Origin of the sequence: Dyella flagellata (assembly GCF_030160275.1) — a bacterium.
Taxonomy (GTDB): Bacteria; Pseudomonadota; Gammaproteobacteria; order Xanthomonadales; family Rhodanobacteraceae; genus Dyella_B; species Dyella_B flagellata.
The window spans coordinates 223,779-241,944 of the sequence record NZ_BSOA01000003.1 but is presented as its reverse complement, the minus strand read 5'-3'; the positions used below and the strand labels follow the sequence as shown (position 1 = coordinate 241,944).

General features: G+C 62.3%; 21 protein-coding genes and 1 tRNA gene. 12 read left to right on the top strand and 10 right to left on the bottom strand.

The window, feature by feature from the left end; translation table 11 throughout:
• The 10 genes from ccmA (at position 1) to metX (ending at position 8,162) form a co-directional block, all read left to right on the top strand.
• Positions 1-627, top strand: a complete 627-nt coding sequence (gene ccmA, locus QQJ96_RS02615) for a cytochrome c biogenesis heme-transporting ATPase CcmA (RefSeq protein WP_404649513.1) — start codon at positions 1-3, stop codon at positions 625-627.
• On the top strand, positions 620-1,315 hold the full coding sequence (gene ccmB / locus QQJ96_RS02610) for a heme exporter protein CcmB (protein ID WP_284330380.1): 696 nt from the start codon (positions 620-622) through the stop codon (positions 1,313-1,315). The genes ccmA and ccmB overlap by 8 nt, the downstream gene beginning before the upstream one ends.
• A 268-nt stretch (positions 1,316-1,583) precedes the next feature.
• Positions 1,584-2,342 carry a heme ABC transporter permease gene (locus tag QQJ96_RS02605; RefSeq protein ID WP_284330378.1) on the top strand — a complete coding sequence of 253 codons (759 nt, stop codon included), beginning with the start codon at positions 1,584-1,586 and terminating at the stop codon, positions 2,340-2,342.
• On the top strand, positions 2,339-2,551 hold the full coding sequence (gene ccmD, locus QQJ96_RS02600) for a heme exporter protein CcmD (protein WP_404649515.1): 213 nt from the start codon (positions 2,339-2,341) through the stop codon (positions 2,549-2,551). The genes QQJ96_RS02605 and ccmD overlap by 4 nt, the downstream gene beginning before the upstream one ends.
• Positions 2,552-2,559: 8 nt before the next feature.
• On the top strand, positions 2,560-3,030 hold the full coding sequence (gene ccmE / locus QQJ96_RS02595) for a cytochrome c maturation protein CcmE (protein WP_284330377.1): 471 nt from the start codon (positions 2,560-2,562) through the stop codon (positions 3,028-3,030).
• Complete coding sequence (locus QQJ96_RS02590; RefSeq protein ID WP_284330376.1) at positions 3,027-5,003, top strand: heme lyase CcmF/NrfE family subunit; 1,977 nt, start codon at positions 3,027-3,029, stop codon at positions 5,001-5,003. The genes ccmE and QQJ96_RS02590 overlap by 4 nt, the downstream gene beginning before the upstream one ends.
• Positions 5,000-5,542, top strand: coding sequence for a DsbE family thiol:disulfide interchange protein (locus QQJ96_RS02585; RefSeq protein WP_284330374.1), 543 nt, complete (start codon positions 5,000-5,002; stop codon positions 5,540-5,542). The genes QQJ96_RS02590 and QQJ96_RS02585 overlap by 4 nt, the downstream gene beginning before the upstream one ends.
• 1 nt (position 5,543) lies before the next feature.
• Positions 5,544-5,993, top strand: coding sequence for a cytochrome c-type biogenesis protein (locus tag QQJ96_RS02580; RefSeq protein ID WP_284330373.1), 450 nt, complete (start codon positions 5,544-5,546; stop codon positions 5,991-5,993).
• Positions 5,990-7,039, top strand: a complete 1,050-nt coding sequence (locus tag QQJ96_RS02575; protein WP_284330372.1) for a tetratricopeptide repeat protein — start codon at positions 5,990-5,992, stop codon at positions 7,037-7,039. The genes QQJ96_RS02580 and QQJ96_RS02575 overlap by 4 nt, the downstream gene beginning before the upstream one ends.
• A 22-nt stretch (positions 7,040-7,061) precedes the next feature.
• Complete coding sequence (gene metX / locus QQJ96_RS02570) at positions 7,062-8,162, top strand: homoserine O-acetyltransferase MetX (RefSeq protein WP_284330371.1); 1,101 nt, start codon at positions 7,062-7,064, stop codon at positions 8,160-8,162.
• 67 nt (positions 8,163-8,229) lie between these two features.
• On the opposite strand, the gene QQJ96_RS02565 is transcribed toward metX, so the two are convergent.
• The gene (locus QQJ96_RS02565; RefSeq protein ID WP_284330370.1) at positions 8,230-8,547 is read right to left on the bottom strand and encodes a hypothetical protein; all 318 of its coding nucleotides are present in this window, start codon (positions 8,545-8,547) and stop codon (positions 8,230-8,232) included.
• A gap of 99 nt (positions 8,548-8,646) precedes the next feature.
• Between QQJ96_RS02565 and QQJ96_RS02560 the strand changes: the two genes are divergently transcribed.
• The gene (locus QQJ96_RS02560) at positions 8,647-9,234 is read left to right on the top strand and encodes a cysteine dioxygenase family protein (protein WP_284330369.1); all 588 of its coding nucleotides are present in this window, start codon (positions 8,647-8,649) and stop codon (positions 9,232-9,234) included.
• Positions 9,235-9,260: 26 nt separating this feature from the next.
• Positions 9,261-9,346: transfer RNA gene (locus QQJ96_RS02555), tRNA-Leu, on the top strand.
• Positions 9,347-9,386: 40 nt separating this feature from the next.
• Here the strand turns inward: QQJ96_RS02555 and QQJ96_RS02550 are convergent.
• The 9 genes from QQJ96_RS02550 to lspA form a co-directional block, all read right to left on the bottom strand.
• Positions 9,387-9,707 (bottom strand): helix-turn-helix domain-containing protein, encoded by a 321-nt coding sequence (locus QQJ96_RS02550; protein WP_284330368.1) that lies wholly within the window; start codon positions 9,705-9,707, stop codon positions 9,387-9,389.
• Positions 9,708-9,760: 53 nt separating this feature from the next.
• Entirely contained in the window at positions 9,761-10,099 is a 339-nt protein-coding gene (locus QQJ96_RS02545; protein WP_284330366.1) for a helix-turn-helix domain-containing protein, read from the bottom strand.
• The gene (locus QQJ96_RS02540) at positions 10,096-10,431 is read right to left on the bottom strand and encodes a type II toxin-antitoxin system RelE/ParE family toxin (RefSeq protein ID WP_284330365.1); all 336 of its coding nucleotides are present in this window, start codon (positions 10,429-10,431) and stop codon (positions 10,096-10,098) included. Before QQJ96_RS02540 ends, QQJ96_RS02545 begins: the two co-directional genes overlap by 4 nt.
• 230 nt (positions 10,432-10,661) lie before the next feature.
• Positions 10,662-11,516, bottom strand: coding sequence for a LysR family transcriptional regulator (locus tag QQJ96_RS02535; protein ID WP_284330364.1), 855 nt, complete (start codon positions 11,514-11,516; stop codon positions 10,662-10,664).
• Between the two features lie 131 nt (positions 11,517-11,647).
• A complete protein-coding gene (pgaD, locus tag QQJ96_RS02530; RefSeq protein WP_284330363.1) occupies positions 11,648-12,085 on the bottom strand; it encodes a poly-beta-1,6-N-acetyl-D-glucosamine biosynthesis protein PgaD in 438 nt (145 codons plus the stop codon).
• Positions 12,082-13,332 (bottom strand): poly-beta-1,6-N-acetyl-D-glucosamine synthase, encoded by a 1,251-nt coding sequence (pgaC, locus tag QQJ96_RS02525; protein ID WP_284330362.1) that lies wholly within the window; start codon positions 13,330-13,332, stop codon positions 12,082-12,084. The genes pgaD and pgaC overlap by 4 nt, the downstream gene beginning before the upstream one ends.
• A 2-nt stretch (positions 13,333-13,334) precedes the next feature.
• Positions 13,335-15,203, bottom strand: coding sequence for a poly-beta-1,6-N-acetyl-D-glucosamine N-deacetylase PgaB (gene pgaB, locus QQJ96_RS02520; RefSeq protein WP_284330361.1), 1,869 nt, complete (start codon positions 15,201-15,203; stop codon positions 13,335-13,337).
• A 2-nt stretch (positions 15,204-15,205) separates the two neighbouring features.
• Positions 15,206-17,281 (bottom strand): poly-beta-1,6 N-acetyl-D-glucosamine export porin PgaA, encoded by a 2,076-nt coding sequence (pgaA, locus tag QQJ96_RS02515; RefSeq protein ID WP_284330360.1) that lies wholly within the window; start codon positions 17,279-17,281, stop codon positions 15,206-15,208.
• 369 nt (positions 17,282-17,650) lie between these two features.
• Positions 17,651-18,139 carry a signal peptidase II gene (lspA, locus tag QQJ96_RS02510; protein ID WP_284330359.1) on the bottom strand — a complete coding sequence of 163 codons (489 nt, stop codon included), beginning with the start codon at positions 18,137-18,139 and terminating at the stop codon, positions 17,651-17,653.
• Positions 18,140-18,166 lie beyond the last annotated feature (27 nt).

Sequence of the window (18,166 nt, the reverse complement as noted above, 5' to 3'; positions counted from 1 at the left end):
ATGACCTCCCACAGCCCCTTACTCGAAGCCCGCGCCCTTGCCTTCCACCGCCAGGACGACGCGGTATTCGGCCCCCTGGATTTCCGCCTGGATGCCGGCGAGCTGATGCTGATCGAAGGCGACAACGGCAGCGGCAAGACCACTTTGATGCGCATCCTCACCGGCCTGCTGCGCGCTGAAGAGGGCGAGCTGCGCTGGCGCGGCGAGCCGCTCACCTGGGATCGCTGCAGTGGTGAAGTGGTGTTTCTCGGCCACCAGCTCGGCCTGAAGGCGGAACTCAGCGCGCGGGAAAACCTGGCGTTCACCATTGGCCTGCATGGCCATCGCAACCAGAGCGGCATCGAAGGCGCACTTACCCAGGTGGGATTGATCGGCTATGAGGATGAACCCGTACGCAAACTTTCCGCCGGCCAGAAGAAGCGCGTGGCGCTGGCGCGCTTGCTGCTGATTCCCGCCGCGCTATGGCTGCTGGACGAACCCTACGCCAACTTGGACCGCTCCGGCATCCAGCTGGTGGATGCCCTGCTGGAGGCGCACATCGCGCACGGCGGTGCAGCGCTGGTCACCAGTCACGGCGCCGTGCAGTTCCACGGCGGCGAGCCACAGCGGATTCGCTTACATGCTTGATACCCGGCGCCCTGGTCTCGCCCACGCCTGTATCGCGGTGTTGCGCCGCGATCTCACCTTGGCCTGGCGCCAGCGCGGCGACATGGTGCTGCCGGTGCTGTATGCGCTGATCGTCACCTCGCTGTTCCCGTTCGCGCTCGGGCCGGAAAGCGCCTTGCTGAAACGTATCGCCGGCGGCGTGGTCCTGGTAACGGTATTGCTGGCGATGCTGCTGGCGCTGGATGCGATGTTCCGCAGCGACATCGAGGACGGCTCGCTGGAGCAGCTGATGCTCGCGCCGCAACCGCTGGCGCTGATGCTGGGCATGAAAATCCTCGCCCACTGGCTGGCCACCGCCCTGCCCCTGATCGTAATCGCGCCGGTACTGGCGGGCATGCTGCACCTGCCGATCGCGATCACCCCGGTACTGCTGGCGGCTTTGCTGCTCGCCACACCGCTGCTGAGCCTGCTGGGCGGCATCCTCGTAGCACTGACAGCCGGCACGCGGCGCTCTGGTATGCTGCTTGCCTTGATGCTGCTGCCGCTTTGCGTGCCGGTGGTGATCTTCGCCGCCGGAGCACTGGCAGCCGCCCAGGAAGGGCTGCCATGGATCGCTCCCATCGCCTGGCTGGGCGCAGCGTTCGTACTGGCCGTAGTGCTGGCTCCGCTAGCCTGCGCAGCCGCCCTCCGCATCGCGCTGGATTCATGAGGAGCCTACCCCCTGCCGCTGCGTGGTCCGTGCTGAATCTGTTTGCACACTCGATGCAAATAGGGGAGAAATGTATGTCTATGCATGAGCGAACGATGACGCAAGCATTGAGGCAAACAGATTCAGCCCTTCGGGTTGCGCCTGAGCGGCCGCCATGCGGCAGCGCACGGCTGGACCAGACGGCCAGTCTGGCGCTGCGCCGTGCACTACCACCTGACGGCCACTCAGACACAACACGGACTACGCATCGACAGGGGGGAGGCTCCTAATGGCCAACTGGATCCCCCTGTGGTTGCACAAGCTGAGTTCACCACCGGTGTTCTACCGCTTTGCCGGCACGCTGCGGCCCTGGGCGATAGGACTTGCGCTGGTGCTCGGCCTGGTCGCTCTGTACGGTGGCCTGGTGCTGGCGCCACCGGATTACCAGCAGGGCGACGACTACCGCATCATCTTCATCCACGTGCCCAGCGCCTGGATGAGCCTGTTCATCTATGGCGTGATGGGCGTTGCAGCGTTCATTGCCCTGGTCTGGCGCATCAAACTGGCCGAAGTGGTGGCGATGGCATCCGCGCCGATCGGTGCTGCCTTCACCTTCATCACCCTGGTCACCGGTTCGCTCTGGGGCGTGCGCATGTGGGGCACCTGGTGGAGTTGGGATGCACGACTCACCTCCGAACTGGTGCTGCTGTTCCTGTACCTGGGCGTGATCGCGCTTTATCACTCCTTCGAGGATCGCCGCCAGGGCGCACGCACGGCTGCATTCCTGGCGCTGATCGGCATCGTCAACGTGCCGATCGTGCATTTCTCGGTGAACTGGTGGAACACCTTGCACCAGGGCTCCACCATCAAGCTGCTCGACCCCTCCACCATCGCGCCGGCGATGGTATGGCCGCTGCTCACCATGATGATTGCCACCAAGCTTTATTACGTCGCCAGTTTATGCGGCCGCGTGCGCGCGGACCTGCTGGCACTGGAAGGCGGCAAGGATTGGGTGCGGCAGATCGCCGAAGATGAGGTGCGCGGATGAACGCCGCATCGTTGCAATCGTTTCTGGCCATGGGTGGTTATGCGGTCTACGTATGGCCGGCCTATGGCGTGTTCTTCATCGTGCTGCTGGCCGACTGGCTTGCACCGCAGTTCCGCCGCCGACGGCAATTGCGCGAATTGCGCGCACGCATGGCGCGGCAGAACGCGCGCAAAGATCGCAGCAGCCAGCCATCCACAGCCTCAACTTAAGCCTATCCATGAATCCGACGCGCCAACGCAGGCTAACCATCATCATCGCCATCCTCGTTGCCGTGACCGTGGCGGCGGCCCTGGTGGTGTACGCGCTGCAGCAGAACATGAACTACCTGTTCACGCCCAGCCAGGTGCAGGCGGGTGAAGCAACCTCCTACAAGACCTTCCGTCTCGGCGGCATGGTCAAGGCCGGTTCGATCCAGCGCAGCAACGACTCCCTGAAAGTCACCTTCACCGTGGTGGATGCCAGCGGCGCCATGCCGGTGGAATACACCGGCATCCTGCCGGACCTGTTTCGCGAGAACCAGTCGGTGATCGCCACCGGCCATATGGATCACGCGCGCTTCGTCGCCACCGAAGTGCTGGCCAAGCACGACGAAACCTATATGCCGAAAGAACTGAAGGATGCGATGGCCAAGGCGCATGCCGGCAAGCGCATCGATGAAGCAGCCAATCAGGACAAGCAGCAGCTATGACACCCGAACTCGGCCAGCTCGCACTCATTCTTGCCTTGTTTCTCGCGCTGGCGCAGAGCGTGCTGCCGTTGATCGGCGCATGGCGTGGCAATCGTGCGTTGATGGCCGTGGCGCGTCCGGCAGCAACCGGGCAGGCTGTATTCGTGGCGCTGGCCTTCGCCATCCTGGCCTGGGCATTTTTACGCTTCGATTTTTCCGTGCAATACGTAGCCGCCAATTCCAATCTACAGTTGCCTTGGTATTACCGCATCGCGGCAGTATGGGGCGCGCACGAGGGCTCGATGCTGCTGTGGGTGCTGATCCTCAACGTATGGACCGTCGCGCTCACCCTGTTCAGCCGGCGCCTGCCGGATGTGTTTCTGGCGCGCGTACTGGGCGTACTGGGGATCATCTCGACCGGTTTTCTGTGCTTCATCCTGTTCACCTCCAATCCGTTCGCACGCCTGCTGCCGATGCCGCCGGACGGTGCGGACCTCAACCCGATCCTGCAAGACCCGGGTATGACCTTCCACCCACCTGTGCTCTACATGGGCTATGTCGGATTCTCGGTCGCTTTTGCGTTCTCCATCGCGGCCTTGCTCGGCGGCTCGATGGAACAGGCCTGGGTCCGTTGGGCCCGCCCGTGGACGAATGCAGCTTGGGGTTTCCTCTCCTGCGGCATCGTCGCCGGCAGCTGGTGGGCGTACGCGGAACTGGGCTGGGGCGGCTGGTGGTTCTGGGATCCGGTGGAAAACGCCAGCTTCATGCCGTGGCTGGTGGGAGTAGCGCTGATCCACGCTCAGGCGGTGACAGAGAAGCGCGGTTCTCTGCGCGCATGGACCATCCTGCTGTCGCTGTTCGCGTTTTCGCTATCGCTGCTGGGTACGTTCCTGGTGCGCTCGGGCATTCTCACTTCGGTCCATGCGTTTGCCTCCGATCCTCGCCGCGGCACCTACATCCTTTGCTTCCTGGCGGTGGTGGTCGGCGGCTCGTTGCTGCTCTATGCATTGCGCGCACCAAAGGTGGCCGGCGGCAAGGCATTTGCGTGGGTTTCGCGCGAAAGCGCGATCCTGATCGGCAACCTCATGTTCACCGTCGCCGCGGCCATGGTGCTGCTGGGCACTCTGTTTCCCTTGCTGGGTGACGCGTTGAACCTCGGCAAGATTTCAGTGGGACCGCCCTACTTCGGACTGCTGTTTCCCCTGCTGATGTCGCCAGTGGTGCTGTTGCTGCCGTTCGGGCCGTATCTGCGCTGGGGAAACAGCGAAGCGCCCGTACTCAAGCAAGTACTCATGCGTGCCGGCATCGCAGCGGCGGCGTGCGCGTTGATCGCGGCATTTTTTGTGCAAGGTCAGTTCAAGGCGATCGCCGGCGTGGCCTGTGCGGTGTGGGTAGGCGTGGGCGTGCTGCTGTACGTAGTGAAGCGCTGGCGCGAGATGCCGCGAGGGCGCCGTTATCCCGCCGAGATGGCCGGCATGCTGCTGGCGCACGTGGGCGTGGCGATTTTCATTATCGGTGTGCTGTTGTCCGAGTCACTGAGCGTCACGCGCGATGTGCGCTTGTCGCCTGGAGAAATCGCCACGGTCGGCGGCTATGAATTCCGTTTTGATGGCGTAACGCAAGCCACCGGACCCAACTGGACGGCGCACCAGGGCGTAGTCACCGTAACGCGCAATGGCGCGCCGGTTGCGGTGATGCATCCGCAAAAGCGCACCTACACCCACGAGCAGGTGCAGACCACTTCCGCGATCGATCCGGGCATCACACGCGATATCTACGTGGCACTGGGCGAGCCGATGGATCCCCATCACGTGGAGGGCGCATGGGCCCTGCGCCTGTACACCAAGCCGTTCGTGCGTTGGATCTGGGGAGGCGGCCTGTTCATGATGCTGGGTGGTTTTGTCAGTGCGGCCGACCGCCGCTTCCGCTTGAAGCGCGAAGCGGAAGCTGCCCAAACCATCACTGTGACCGCGCTGCAGGAAACACAGGCATGAGCCGGCTGCTGCCCCTGTTTGCCTTCGTACTGCTTGCCGCGCTGCTCGGCTTCGGCATCTGGTGGAACAGCGCGCACGATCCCACCGCCGTGCCTTCACCGCTGATCAACAAGCCGGCGCCTTCCTTCGCCTTGCCCATGCTGGACCAGCCGACGAAGACGGTGAGCAAAGATACGCTGCTGGGCAAGCCTTACCTGGTGAACGTGTTTGCGAGCTGGTGCTTTGCCTGCGGTGAAGAACATCCCGTATTGATGGCCGAATCCAGGAGCCTCGGTGTTCCGCTGATCGGCTACGACTACAAGGACGACGCCAACGATGCGAAAGCCTGGCTGGCACAGCATGGCAATCCTTACGACATGGTGATCACCGATGTAAGCGGCCACACCGCCATCGACTTCGGCGTCTACGGCGCGCCGGAGACATTCCTGATCGATGGCAAGGGCGTGGTCCGCTACAAACGCATCGGGCCGCTCACGCCGGAAGTGATCGCGCAGCAACTCAAGCCTGCGATCGAGGCGCTGCAGAAGGATGCACCCTGAAATGGTGAAGCTTCTGCGCACCGCTGTACTGCTCATGCTGGTCGCCTTCGCCGGCATCGCCGCCGCCCAGGCCATTGATCCGCTCCCGTTCCGCGACCACGCCGAAGAACTGCGCTTCCAGCATCTCACCAGCGAACTGCGCTGCCTGGTCTGTCAGGACGAAAACCTGGCCGACTCCAACGCCGATTTCGCGCGCGATTTGCGCCATAAGGTGTTCGAGCTGATGCAACAAGGCAAGAGCGACGCCGAGATCAAGCAGTACCTGGTCGATCGTTACTCCGAATTCGTGCTTTACGATCCGCCGGTGAACCATCGCACCTGGCTGCTATGGTTCGGCCCGCTGCTGATCCTGCTTGCGGGCGGCGCGGTTGTTGCCTACACGATCCGCAAACGCAGCCTGGCCGGCACGCTCGCCGCATCCGCACCGACCGACAACGGGGACGATTGGTGAAATCGCTTTTCTATATTTCCGCCGCAGTGATGACCGCTGTGGCGCTGGCCTTGCTGCTGCTTCCGCTGCTGCGGCACGGGCGGCAGGCAGGTCGACCGCGCAGCCTTTTCGTACTCATGCTGGCTATTGCACTGGTGGTGCCGGCCGGCACAGCATTGCTATATCGGCAGATCGGCACGCCAGCCACACTTGAAGGCGTATCGACCCAGGCGCAGACCCTCACCGACGTCAACAAGGCGCTGGATGAATTGCGCGCGCACCTCGTTGCGCAACCCGCTGATGCCCAAGGCTGGATGCTGCTGGCGCAGGCCGAGATGGAAATGCAGCAGCCGGAAGAGGCGCGCAATGCCTTCGGGCAAGCCTTGAAGCTGCGGCCCAACGATACCGGCGCCATGGTGGGTTGGGCGCAAGCCGATTCCACCGCCCGTCCGGATCACTACATCGACAAACGCGCGCGTGAGCTGCTGGAACAGGCGGTGAAACTCGAACCGGATAACCAGCGCGGGCTTTGGTTGCTGGGTATCAGCGATTTCCAGCAGGGCCGCTTTGCCGACGCGGCGTCCACCTGGCGTATCCTGCAGCCGCAATTGCAGCCAGGCTCCACCGTCGCCCAGGCCGTTGCGCAACAAATCGCCCTGGCGGACGCCCGCGCCGGTACACCGGCTGCACCCTCAAGTTCGACAGCCCCGGCTTCTGCCGGGCTCTCGCTGCAGGTAAAAGTGGCGCTGGCACCGGCACTCAAAGCCAAACTCGCCGCCGGCGATACGCTGTTCGTCTACGCTCGCGCGGAACACGGTCCACCGATGCCGCTGGCAGTGGCCAAGCTCGACGCCAGCCAGTTGCCCACCACGGTCACGCTGGACGATGCAATGAGCATGCTGCCATCGATGAAGCTATCGTCCGTGCCGCGCGTGGTGATTGGTGCGCGCATCAGCCATAGCGGCAATGCGGTCGCGCAAGCCGGAGACCTGGAAGGTGATGGCGGCACGGTTGAGGTAGACAGCAAGACGCCGGTGAACGTCGTCATCGACAAAGTGCATGATTGAAGATCGCGAACAAGGACTGGTCATGAGCGACGCACGCCAATACTTCAACCTGCTCTCACCGTTCGCCCTGAAGCGCGGCGGCAGCTTGCAGGATGCCCGGATCGCCTACGAAACCTGGGGCAGCTTGAACACCGCCCGGGACAACGCCGTACTGATTCTCACCGGCCTGTCACCCAGCGCGCACGCCGCGTCCAACGAGCAAGATCCCTCGCACGGCTGGTGGGAAGGCATGCTTGGCCCAGGCAAGGCGATCGATACCCGGCGCTGGTTCGTGATCTGCGTCAATTCGCTGGGCAGCGACAAGGGCTCCACCTGCCCCGCCTCCATCGATCCGGCCACCGGGGAAGCGTATCGTCTCACCTTCCCCGAACTTGCCCTGGAAGATGTCGCCAACGCGGCGCATGCGCTGGTCGAGAGCCTGGGCATCGCACAGCTGGCCTGCCTGATCGGCTGCTCGATGGGCGGCATGAGCGCCCTGGGCTACATGGTGCTGCATCCCGGCAGCGTGCGCGCGCACATCAGCGTGGATACGGCGCCGCAAGCGCAACCGTTCGCCATCGCCATCCGCTCCTTGCAGCGCGAGGCGATCCGGCTCGACCCGAACTGGCATGGCGGCCAATACGGCGACGAACGCTACCCGGACATCGGCATGAGCATCGCCCGCAAACTCGGTGTGATCACCTATCGTTCCGCGATGGAATGGAACGGCCGCTTCGCGCGCATCCGCCTCGATCCCGAGCAACGCGAAGAACAGCCGTTCGGCTTCGAATTCCAGGTGGAGTCGTATCTCGAAAGCCACGCCCGGCGCTTTGTACGCACCTTCGATCCCAACAGCTACCTGTATCTTTCGCGCGCCAGCGATTGGTTCGACATGGCCGAGTACGGCCAAGGCAACGTCATGGCAGGCTTGCAGCGCATCCGCATCGAGCAGGCGCTGGTGATCGGCGTGAGCACCGACATCCTGTTCCCGCTGGAGCAGCAGGAGCAGATCGCAGAAGGGCTAGAGGCGGCCGGCGCCAAGGTCGAATTCGTTGCCCTGGATTCGCCGCAGGGCCACGACGCCTTCCTGGTGGATATCGAGAACTACAGCCGCGCGATCGGCGGCTTTCTCTCGAAACTTTGATGAGGCTCGTAGGCTGGGATGACAATCCCAGCCTACGCAAGTTGACGATTTTCGGGGTTCGTGGCGGTTACCGCGCGAGCGGCCTGAACTCGGCAAACATCTTCCCTGCCTCGGGTAGCTCGCGCAGCGGCACGTAGTCGCAGACGAGCGCGAAGCGCTCCCACAGTTCCACCACGCGCGCGCTCATGTGGGCATCCTCGATGGCGCCGTCCTTCCACTCGAACACCTCCACGATGATGCCATCCAGGCCCCGCATGGCCTGTGCGGGTCGGTCGGTGACCAACCCCAATGTGCGTAGGCACGGGACGTGCTCTTGGACCAGGGCCTCCAGTTCCTCGGCACACCCCGGCTTCGGGCGGTACGCTACAATTACCATCACACCCATGGACGCTCCCCCCTCGGGTCATTTCGAGGAAGGCTAGCAGAGAAGCCCCATGCAAAGGCTTTCCTGGGTGGCAAGTCCTTCAGATCGACCGAGACCATCATGCTCACCACGGAATTCCCCGGCTGTCGGAAACTCATTCAGGCGATCGACACCGCCGTCGCCAAGGGCTCCACGCCAGCCATCACGGACAGCCTGCGCAACAGCCTGTGCAAGCTGATCCAGAGCCAGGAAATCGTCCTGCCCGCCTGCGTGTTCGAAACCGCCGAGGGCCGTTACGCCCGCCGCGAGCTCTATCACAGCGACGAATACGGCTACTGCGTGGTGGCCATGACCTGGGGCCCAGGCCAAGGCACCCCCATCCACGACCACTGCGGCATGTGGTGCGTGGAAGGCGTCTGGAGCGGTGCGTTGGAAGTTATCCAATACGAGCGCATGGCCGCCGGCGACCAGGAGGACCAGTACCGCTTCCAGCCGGTCGGCTCGATCCAGGCCGGCCCCGGCTCCGCCGGCAGCCTGATCCCGCCGCACGAGTACCACACCATTCGCAATCCCAGCGAAGACAAGGTCGCGGTAAGCCTGCACATCTATTCCGGCAACATGACCCATTGCGCCGTGTTCCAGCCCAAAGACGGCGACCGCTGCTACGAGCGCCATGACCGCAAACTGAGTCTCGACCCGGTGCACTAAATCCGGCATAATGCGCGTTCGCACTTGCCGGTGTGGCGGAATGGTAGACGCGGCGGACTCAAAATCCGCTTCTGGCGACAGAGTGTAGGTTCAAGTCCTATCACCGGTACCAAGATCAGCAAAGGCCGCTTACGCGGCCTTTGTCTTTTCAGTCAGGCCGCTACGCTGATACCCAGCGCATGTGCACGGCGCGCCTGATATACGACAATCTCGACATGTTGATCAAAGGCGACGAGAGCTTGCATCAGTCGCTCAAGCGAAATGTTCTGTAACTTATAGCGACGTACCTGGGATACCTTGGGTTGCGTCATGCCTGTAATCGCAGCGACTTCGGTCTGGCAGAGTCCTCGCTTGTCGATCAATTTATTCAGCTTGAGCGCGAGCATGGCCTTCGCTGAAAGCTCTTCTGCATCGTCGAACCCGAGGTCGACCAGCACATTGTCGATTCCCTTGGAATTGGCTTTGCGAGCCATCGCGTACTCCCGCGCACCTCGTGAAGTAAGCACTGCCTTCAAGTACCCACAACTTATCGACCGATTGCCAGCCGCACGGGCTTCCCGACCCGGCTCAACATCTCCACCAGGGCGTCGATAGTGAACTTAGCAGCCTTCATGTTCACCACGTCTGACACGCGCGGACGAGAGACCATCAAGATTTCCGCTGCTTCAGACTGTTTCAAATGATGCTGCTCAATCCACGCTGCCAGCTCGCACATAAGCTGTTCCTTGAGCAGCTTTGTATCGTTGATCTGCTTCTTCGACGCTGCCTGCAACCGCTTGGCTTCCGGAGGAGAAAACCCCAACTCCAGGAACAGATTCGCCCCAGGCTTGGTCACATGACGGATTTCAGTGTCAGTCTTCATCATCTGCCTCTATTCGCGTTGACGATGGCTCGATAGCGGGCCTCGGCAATGTGCTTGTCCTGCCGACTGGTTGTCTGTGTTTTCTTTTGGAAACAGTGCAGGACATAAACAGCCTCCTCGAATTTGGCAACGTACATCACCCGGAACGCACCTCCCGTATCACGCAGACGAATTTCACGGGTGCCCGCACCAATGTCATCGAACGGCTTCCAATCTTCTGGTTCAAGGCCTGCCTGGACTTTGCCCAACTGGAACCCCGCCTGCCGGCGAGCTTCGACAGGAAAAGCCAACAGGTCGTCGTAGGCTGAGCCAACCCAGCGAATCTCTTTATCCATTGCACATTGACGTATAAAATTTTATACAAAAGAAGCGGCCAGCGCCACCTCAATCAATGCTTGGGCGCCAGAATGCCGTCATGTCAGTTTGGGGGGCATCCATTCAGCAGCCGGCCGCCGCGGAGGTATCGATGAATTTGATCTGTTTGGTGTTTATTACCAAGCGGCGCCCACCCCTGCTCGGTGTGGGGAAACGGCGCCGATTATTCACCGGAGCTCTTCTGAGTTACCTACACTACAGAAAGACTCTTGAACGCCTCGGTCAGCGTACGCAGCGCATTACGCGAGCGACGGTCGTTGAGCGCTGTATACAGCACCACTTCCTGGGTAGGCAGCGGGGGTAGCGACAAAACCGAGCCCAAGTCGATGGTGCCGCTGGGCGCTGTACGCCGTGCAAGTACGGCGATAGCAAGACCTGCCGCGGCGGCGGCACCCACGACCGCAGCGCCCTTGCCGATGAAAACCTCGGTCCACGCAATCCCCGCTTCATCCAGTGCACGCACGGCTGCGGCGCGGATGCTGCAGGAGTCGCCTTGGGTCGATAGCGGCAAAGGCTGGCCGGGACGCGATTCCCAATGCGGGACGCCGATCCAAGCGAAACTCTCGGTGAAGACCGTTTCGCCCTGGTTGCGGCGGTTATCGGACTGAACCACCAGCGCGGCATCCAGCGCACCTTCTTCATACGCTTGCATGACATCACGCGACCCTGCCACACGCATTTCGATCAGCAGGTTGGGATCATGCTCATTCATGCGGCGCAGCAGGGCTGGCAATTCGCTGCCGACGATCATCTGGCTGATGCCAATGGTCAGGCGGCGCCGCTCTTCCTGGAAGGAGGCAACGGCGCGTTCGTGCGCCCCCATGAGGGAACGCGCTGCGTCGAGGAATACCGCGCCCTCTGCCGACAGACGCACCTGTCGCGGCGTGCGTTCCAGCAGGCGCCGGCCAAGCTGTTCTTCCAGGCGCCTCAGCTTCAGGCTGAGCGCCGATTGGGTGGTATCGAGTATCTCCGCCGCACGCGTGAAGCTCTGCAGATCGGCGATAAAAACGAAGGCTTTGACGGCGTCGAGATCCAGCGCTTTCACGGGGTTTAGCGAGTTTTTGGGGATCGCCGGAATATACAACCTCGCAGTCTGGCCGGCGATCGTAGGCCGGGACCGCAATTCCCGCACCCGTGTATCTCGCGTAAGCTGGGATTTTCATCCCAGCCTACCTGTCACTCGACATCGACCGACATCCGGCCATCCGGTGCAAAGCTGATTACCGAGCGCTGCCGCGCACGCAATTGCTTCGCAGTCTCCACCGAGGCCGCCAACGCCGGCGCCATTTCCTCGATATCCAGGACTCGGTTGCCGCGACGCCTTTGCTTGCCGGCGAAGCGCAGGCGGTTGTATTGCGACCACGAACCCATCGACAGCACGCAGATGACGGCAATGCTCAGCACGATGCTCAGATTGTCGGCGGCCTGCAACGGATGCATCAAACCCAGTTTCTGATACGCGCTTTCCAGGCCGAGCAGCCAGGCAATCAAGGTGAGCACCGGTAGCCACAGCGATATCCACAACGTCCAAGCCACCATGGTGATCAGGGTGAACAGGGTGCGCTGCAGATGCGGCTGGCGATGCGGACGGTTGATGATGAATTCGGCTTTCATTGTATCCCCCTATCAGGACTGGTCCAGATCGCCAGCGTGCCACGGCGTTTCAAGATGGCCTTGGGCAAGGCGACGATGGAGGTGGTGGTGGTAAGCATCCAGTAGGCCAGCGGGTACCAAATCATCCAGTAATAGTTGCGGCCGATACGTGCTTCGTAGCGGCGATCGATCAGCAGGCTGATCAGGAACTGCAGCATGCACACCATGCCGAGCACAACGCCGTTCCATTGCGGAATAAAGGTCGGAACGTGCAACCACAGCGGGAGCTTCACGACAAACCCGAGCAGCCACAGCAGCGCGATCACCGCCATATCGAAGGACCATGCCAGGCTCACCACGTATTCGAGCGCCACCATCCACATGCGCCGCTGCCGCCAGTGCAATAACTTCAGACCGTAACGCAGCAGCACTTCCGAACCGCCTTGCGCCCAACGCAGGCGCTGCCGCCATAGGCCACGCAGTGTTTCCGGCATCAGGATCCAGCACAGCGCATTAGGTTCGTAGCGGATTTCCCAGTGGCGCATCTGCAAGCGCCAGCTCACGTCGATGTCTTCGGTCACCATATCGGTGTTCCAGTAGCCGACATCGTGCAGCGCCGCCTTGCGAAAGGCCGAGATCACGCCGGAGACGGTGAAGATGCGCCCATACACACGCTGCGCGCGCTTGATCAGGCCGATGATCGAGGAGAACTCGCCTACCTGCAGCCGGCCCAGCAAGGTGGAACGGTTGCGGATGCGCGGGTTGCCGGTCACCGCTCCCACGCGCGGGCTGTCGAGCATGTGCATCACCAGCCAATGCGTGGCGTAGGTATCGAGCAAGGCATCGCCATCGATGCACACCAGGTAATCGCCCTTGGAAGCGAGCGCCGCGGCACGCAATCCCGTCGCCTTGCCGCGATTGGCGGCGAGGTGCAGTACACGCAGTTCCGGGATCTCCTCCATCAGCTGGTCGAGCTTGGCGCCGGTGTCGTCGGTAGAACCGTCGTTGACAGCGATGATCTCGAAGCTCGGATAGGTCTGCTTGGCCAATTGCGTGATGGTCTCACGCACATGTTCGCTTTCGTTGTGGCAAGGCACGATCAGCGACACCAGCGGGTACGACGACAGCGGTGGCGGTTTCACCCGCGACGGCTCGGTGCGTTCCCAGCGGAAGAAGTAGATCAGGCCGCCGCTCATCCAGATCAGCGACATCGCCAGCGGGTAGAAGAAGGCGAAGTCGAGCAAGCTTTGGAGCGCATGGGTATGCATGGTTATCGCTCCGGATAGGGATAGTCGGCGATGGAAATCGCCGGGCGGACCGCTTCGAGCTGCGGATGGTTCTGGACGAAGTCGTCCGGGTAGTAGCCCAGGTGGCGTGCGCCTTCGATCTGCAGCAGGCGAAAGCGCGCGTCGATGTCTTGGTTGGATATGGCCTGACTGCTGCGCCAGTCATGCGTGGCCAACTCGAACAAGACACCATTCAAGGCATGCGGGCCGGCAGCGGAAACATGTGCGACCAGTGCGCGATACCAGCGCGCCGTATCGTCCTGCTTGTCCAACTGCGGCATCGCCATGATGGCGGTGAGGTTGTAGCTGGCCAGGAAAGCCGGCAGGCTTTGCGCAAACCAGGCTTCCGCTTTGGGGTCGAAGATCGGCCGCGTATAGATATTGCGCACCGTCTTCACCTCCGGGCGCCAGTAACGTACGCGTGCAGTCAGTTCCCGCGTGAAATCGATCAGCGCGGACGTGCGTTCGGCGGGCGACTTGTTCGACCACGGACCCAGGTTGTCGGTGTCGCGGATATAAGCATCGTCGGAGAACAGCAGGCCCGCTTCATCCGCGTGCATGGCAAGATCCTCATAGACGTCGCCGATCATCTGCCGCACGCGCGGGTCCCACGGCGCAAGACGATAATGATCGCCGCCCGGCTTCGGCTCACCGCCCAGCGAAGGCAGGTTCGGAGCATCCGGAAAACGGAAAGCGAGCACCGGCATCCACGCATACACCCGCACCTGGGCACGCGTGCGCAATTGCCAGGCGACGCGCGAGAACAGGTCCGCGCGCATCGGCAAATGGCGGTTCGGGAAATACACCGCCCGCGCCACGCCGTCGCCTTTCGGATCGGCATAGGCCTGCAGCCATACCTGGCTGGGATGCATACGGCGGATGCGATCGAGCAGATGCGAGAGGTTGCGTTCCTGCTGCGCCGGATCCGGGTCGTAAACATAGTCCAGGTCCACTTGCACGGCGCGCACAGGGTCGAGGCGATCCTGGTGGCGAATCAACCAGCCGAGGCGATTGGCGCTGATGTTGCCGCTGACCAGCAGGCGCGGCAGCGTATGATCGTCCGGCGATACCGGTATGACATCGTCCAGACTGAAAGACACGCCCATGCCTTCACTGACGGCCACCTGCGTTGCAATCTGGTTATAGGCGCCATAGGGCCACACGATCGCACGCGGGCGATGGCCGGTGGCCTGCTCGATTTCCTCGGCGCTGTGCTTGAGATCCTTGCGCAAGCGTGCGGTATAGGCTGCGATGCTTTCGTAGCTTGCCGTGTGGGGGTCGTACTCAAGGTTGACCACCGCCGGCAACTGGTTGCCTTGCGGGTTGGCCATGATGCCTTCGTGCAAATCCCAGGTATGGGAGGCGAATTCCACCAGGCCTGAGCGCTGCATCTCGCGCACCTGCTCCCAACTCAGGAAGCAATCGCGCGTGCAGGGGCCGCTGTTGTACGGCATTTTCTGGCCGGAGGGCATGTCCATCCACGATCCCACCAGGGCCGACACTGCCGGATAGTTGTAAGCGCGCAGCAGTGGATACACACGTGTATAGAAGCTTTCCAGTCCGTCGTCGAAAGTGAGCAGTACGGCGTGGGCCGGCAGTGGCGTACCGCCCTGCCTTGCCTTGATCACCTGGTCGAGGCTGACCACCTGATAGCCGTTGGCCTTGAGCCAGTCGAAATGCGCAATCAGGTGGTCTGTGCTGGTGGCGTCCGGATCGCGATCGCCTTGCAGGCTCACGTCGTCGCGCACGTCGTGATAGGTGAGCACGATCAACGACGCATCCGGTACGAATTCATTGGCGCATGCCAGCGGTGCCAGGATGAAAACAAACAAGGTGAGCAGCAGGATACGCATGGCTACTCTCCCCAATGCATGGAAACGTCCAGCACGACACGCGATTCGTGCCGGCCGTCGTAGGGTTGCCAATGCCAGCTCACGCCCCAGCCAAAACGCAAGCCGGCATGTGCCTGGAAGACTTGCCCGTAGCGCGCGCTGGCCATCCAGCCGCTCGCAAAATTGCGCTCTTCGTAACGGCCCACGGCAAACTCGAAACGCTGGTTCCAGATGCGATCGTCGTATTGGTTGAGCACGTTTTGCATCACCCCAGTGATCGCGTAGGAGCGATCCCGGGCAGGATTGAAATACGGGCGGTTCGTTTCGCTATTAGTCGAGCCGCCGATTTCCACGCCACCATCGAGGCTCAGGTTCGGACCGGTGTGCAGGCGCTGTACGAAGTCTCCCAGCCACCCTTTGCGCACATTGCCGTCCGTGAAGCGATCCCGATACAACGCCAAGCGCGCTGAGGTGAGTTCGCTTGCACGCCATTGCGCGGCAGTGCTGAAGGTTTTGCCGGTAATGCCGTAGTACTGCGCGCGCAGCGGAATGTCCGCACCGGCGCTGGCCCAGTCGGAAGACCACGACCAGCGGTCGCTGATGGCCCAATTGAAGCCGGCTTCAAAATCCGTGCGGCGCACGTAGTGATCGGCCGAGGGCAATGCCTGCACGTAGAACGACAGATGGGGCACGAACCCCTGCAGACCGAGGCCGCCGCGGTCCCTCGCGACGTGGCCCTCGGGCAAAGCGGCGGACGAGGCGCGCGCGAGCGCCAGCACTCGCCAGTGATTGTCGATCAGCGGACTGGCCAGCGTCGCCAGCGTTTCCTGGTCGCGATCGCCATAGTCGGGGCTGTTGCCCCAACCGTTGTCGTGGGTGAGATCCAATTGCCAACCACGCTGACGATCCCAGGCCGCCAGTGCATCCTCCACGCGACCACTGCGATCAGCCTGCTGTTGCGCCTGGTCGAGTGCCGCCTGCGTACCCGCGTAATCGTAGGCGGCGCGCCGGACTTCGGCGTCGTCCAGGTTGGCGCTGGCATCATGTTCATCTTCCAGCGTAGCGGTAATCTTCAAGGTATCCACCGCACGGCGTGGCCAGCCGCGTGCCAGTTCCGTCATCGCGAGCTGGCGGCGCAGATCGGCATTGCCGGGCGCTTCGGCGCACATCGCGGTAAGGCGCTCATAAGCGCTTTGAAGTTCGCCGGCATCTTCGTGCAACTGGATGTCCGTGCTGTCCGCATCGAGCTTGCGTGCGTCCTGTTTGGCGCCGCGAACGCCAGGGCTGTGCAGCCAGCGCGGCTCGTCCGCGGCCAGCTTGTCGATCATCGCAAGCGATTCGCGCGTGCGGCCCGCGTCGAAATAAGCGGAAGCCAGACCGACGCGTGGATCAACATCGCCCGGCAGGTAGGGATCCGGATCCTGACGGATGCTGTCTTCATACAAGGCAATCGCTTCGCGCGGCCGATGCTCTTGCATCATCGCGTCAGCTGCCGCGTTTTCTACATACGCTGGCAATTGCACGCCTTCCTGCTTCAGCTGGGTGTACTCGGCCAACGCCTCCCGCGCGCGATCCCCCTGGTCCAGCGCCACCAGCAGATCGAGCTGCGCGCGCCTGCGCACATCCGTGGGTGCGGCGGAATCGTCCGCGATACGCTCGATGTCGGCGACGGCCTTGTCGCCGTCCGCGTAAGGATGCGTGGCGTCGGCGGGAATGCCTTTGGCCCAACGCACTTCGTGCGAGGCGTAGTCAGTTTGCAGTTGTTCTCGCTCGGCGGGGCTGAATGGAGGCGACAGTTTCGCCGCCAGCTCCTCGGCACGTGCCGCGCCGCCCAGCTCCGACAGCAGCTGGATGGTAAGCACTTGGGCGTTGCGATCATTGGGCCAGCGCGCCAGTACTTCCTGGCAATGCGCCAGCGCCTCCACTCGATGGCCGGCAGAGCGCTCGGCGCGCGCTTGAGTCAGCAGCGCAGTCCGATCAGGCGCGCCCTGCGCGGTAACGGCCTCGCTGGCCGTGCAGAGCGCAAGCGTGACAACCACTGCCAACGTTGCACGCCGCAGCATGACTGCCCGCGTTGCCGGTGCCGCTGCGATTTTCACGCGCTTTCTCATCGCCAGAGCCGCTCTCGCGCCTAACGTTAGAAAACCCCAAGTCCGGTGAAGCCGCGGGTCCCCCCTGCTTCGTCGAACTCCCTGTCTCCGCAGGAGTTAAGTCGCAAAAATCACGCCACGGCGCGTGAAGATGGTTTTCACACGCCAAAGGGTTATCGGCTTGTCACGGCAAGCATGGGAAAGACTGCCCAAAGCTCAGCTTATTTATCATAAGCAACTGTTTTTAAAACGAATTTAACCGCGGCGGCGATTCATAACGGGGCCACAGTGGGCCCGCGCCAAATGTGACGCAATTCACATGTGTCACAACAGGACAGCGACTGTTTATGTCACTTTCGCGCAAGCTAAGCGCCTGGACTACCTGGACGAGTTCGAGCGCAGACCAAACAGTATCAGCAGCACCGCGCCCACCGTAATGCCACAATCGGCCACATTGAACGTGGGGTAGTACCAGTCGTGGTAGTAGACCTGGATGAAGTCGGTTACCTGCGAAGCATGCAGGCGATCGATCAGGTTGCCCAGGGCGCCGCCGATCACCAGCGATAGCGGCAAGGCGGTACGCCACTCGCGCCTTGCCGTACGCGTGAGCCACACCAACAGCGCCGTGGTTATCACCACCGCCAGCAGCACGAAAAACCAGCGCTGCCAGCCGCTGCCCTGGGCGAGAAAGCTGAAGGCGGCACCTCGATTGAAATCCAGCGTCCAGTTGAGCAGGCCAGGAATCACCGGGTGCGGCAGGCCGACCGGCTGCAGCGCGGCAAGCGCCCACCATTTGCTGAGCTGATCCAGGACGATCGTCAGTGCGGAAACCAGCAGCCAGGGGAGTGCGTTGGGTTTGGGGTGCATGGAGATACTCAACCGGTTACATAGCGT